This is a genomic window from Hoeflea sp., from assembly GCF_984452065.1.
Genome location: NZ_CFHWAF010000170.1, coordinates 6141 through 8249 on the forward strand (window position 1 = coordinate 6141; position 2109 = coordinate 8249).

The 2109-nt window shown below is 58.9% G+C and carries 4 protein-coding genes; 2 read left to right on the plus strand and 2 right to left on the minus strand.

All coding sequences use genetic code 11. The annotated features are described in order from the left end of the window. Positions 1 to 235, minus strand: a 235-nt coding sequence (locus tag AC5E6N_RS21700) for a hypothetical protein (RefSeq protein WP_491749766.1), incomplete at its 3' end; no start/stop codon positions are given. A 64-nt stretch (positions 236 to 299) separates the two neighbouring features. Beyond that, entirely contained in the window at positions 300 to 740 is a 441-nt protein-coding gene (locus AC5E6N_RS21705) for a VOC family protein (RefSeq protein ID WP_491749767.1), read from the minus strand. A 182-nt stretch (positions 741 to 922) separates the two neighbouring features. Between AC5E6N_RS21705 and AC5E6N_RS21710 the strand changes: the two genes are divergently transcribed. Together AC5E6N_RS21710 and AC5E6N_RS21715 are read left to right on the plus strand one after the other, a co-directional pair. Then, a complete protein-coding gene (locus AC5E6N_RS21710) occupies positions 923 to 1501 on the plus strand; it encodes a cold-shock protein (protein WP_491688558.1) in 579 nt (192 codons plus the stop codon). Between the two features lie 59 nt (positions 1502 to 1560). Further along, the gene (locus tag AC5E6N_RS21715) at positions 1561 to 2064 is read left to right on the plus strand and encodes a DUF192 domain-containing protein (RefSeq protein WP_491749768.1); all 504 of its coding nucleotides are present in this window, start codon (positions 1561 to 1563) and stop codon (positions 2062 to 2064) included. Positions 2065 to 2109 lie beyond the last annotated feature (45 nt).

Genomic DNA, 2109 nt, shown 5'->3' on the forward strand with positions numbered 1-2109 from the left:
CCGCGGCATGGATTGCCGCAATCGGTTCCGCGGCATGGATTGCCGCAATCGGTTCGGTGTTGCCGCTGCGAACCGCGGCATTCGTCAACAGGTTGAGATCAGGGCTCGTGCCGTCAGTGGAGACGCATGCCGAAAGCAAAGCGCTCGCAATCATCACGAGCGCCGGCATCGTCATCCGCGGACAGTTTGCCAGGAAAACCCCCAATTCGCCTTCATCCCGATGGTCGACATGCACCGTTCGCCTTCCGGCGAACCGCACGCCCATCATGCGTCAGGGGGCTTGTGTCAGACTTGCCGGCCTACCAGGAGCCGGTGTTTTCCATGGAAGCCCACGGCTCCTTTTGCTCGAGCGAACCGCCACGCTGCAGCAACTCGATGGAAATCCCGTCCGGAGATCGTATGAAGGCCATTCTGCCGTCGCGCGGCGGCCTGTTGATCGTCACGCCATTGTCCATGAGCGTCTGGCAGGCCGCATAGATGTCGTCGACCTCATAGGCGAGGTGGCCGAAATTCCGGCCGCCGGTATAGTCTTCCGGATCCCAGTTGTACGTCAGTTCCAGCAGCGGTGCGCTGGCCTTCTCACCGGCGTCCGCATCCTCGGATGCGGCAAGAAAAATCAGAGTGAACCGGCCCGCTTCGCTTTCAATTCTGCGAATTTCCACAAGCCCGAGTTTGTCGCAATAAAAGTCCAGAGATGTGTCGACGTCGTGGACGCGAACCATAGTGTGTAGATAACGCATTGATCTTTCCATGATTTTCAAACCGCCGACAAGATAGTGCAACGGGAGGCGGAAACAAGGCCGGCGGGATTTTGGAACAGTGGCAAACTAGCACTTGCATCACCTTACGTTACCAATGTTATTCTTATGTAAAGAATCAGCGGATGATTCTTCAGGTTCGCGTGTTTGAGAGGCTGGGGTGAATGGGGGACAAATCTCCACACAAGGGTGAGGCAACCCAGGCTGCTTTGTCCAACGAGGCCGTGGATCTGATCGAGATTTCGGGCGTCATCAAATGGTTTGACGTGGCGAAGGGATTCGGCTTCATCATCCCGGACAACGGTATGCCCGATGTGCTCCTGCACGTCACCTGTCTGAGACGCGACGGCTATCAGACCGCGCTCGAAGGAACGCGTGTCGTGTGCGAGATTCAGAAGCGGGAACGCGGTTATCAGGCCTTCCGGATTCTGTCCATGGATCAGTCGACGGCCGTGCATCCATCGCAGCTTCCGCCGGTCCGCACCCATGTTCAGGTGACGCCCACAAGCGGTCTTGAGCGGGCCCTGGTCAAGTGGTTCAACCGCTCAAAGGGTTTCGGTTTCCTGACACGGGGCGATGGCACCGAGGACATCTTCATCCATATGGAGACGTTGCGCCGCTACGGCCTGACCGAGCTCCGGCCCGGGCAGGTCGTCCTGGTGCGGTACGGCGAGGGCGAGAAGGGCCTGATGGCGGCCGAGGTCCATCCGGATATCGATTCCAACTTCCCGAAATCGCACTAATCGCAGCGGCGGGCAGCTTTGCCGTTGCGTGTGTGTGACCACATGTGCAATCTGCGGACATGACAATCCTTCGCGACAGTGGCGCTCTCATGCGCTCATACGCCGTGGCGTTGACGGCCCTGATCCTTCTTGCGTCGGCCGGCTGGGCGCAGGCCCTGATCTCGCAGGACCGTCTGCACGTGGTGACCAAAACCGGCACCTATGATTTCGACGTCGAACTGGCGTTGACGGCATCTGAGCGGGCTGTCGGTCTCATGCACCGCAGCTTCATGGATCAGAATGCCGGCATGCTGTTTCGCTTCGACAGCGTGCAGCCGGTTTTCATGTGGATGAAAAACACGCTGATCCCGCTCGACATGATCTTCATTCGCGCCGATGGCTCGGTTGTCAATATCCATCGCAACGCGCAGCCGCATTCCGAGGCGATCATCGCGTCGGGCGAGCCTGTTCTTTATGTGCTGGAACTCAATGCCGGCATGGTTGACCGGATCGGCCTGGCCCCGGGCGACACGGTGCGTCATCCGGTTATCGACGGAAACCAGAGCATCGGGCGACCATATTGAACCATTTGACCGGCTTATCAGGCCTACTGGCCAGGCGCGATCGCC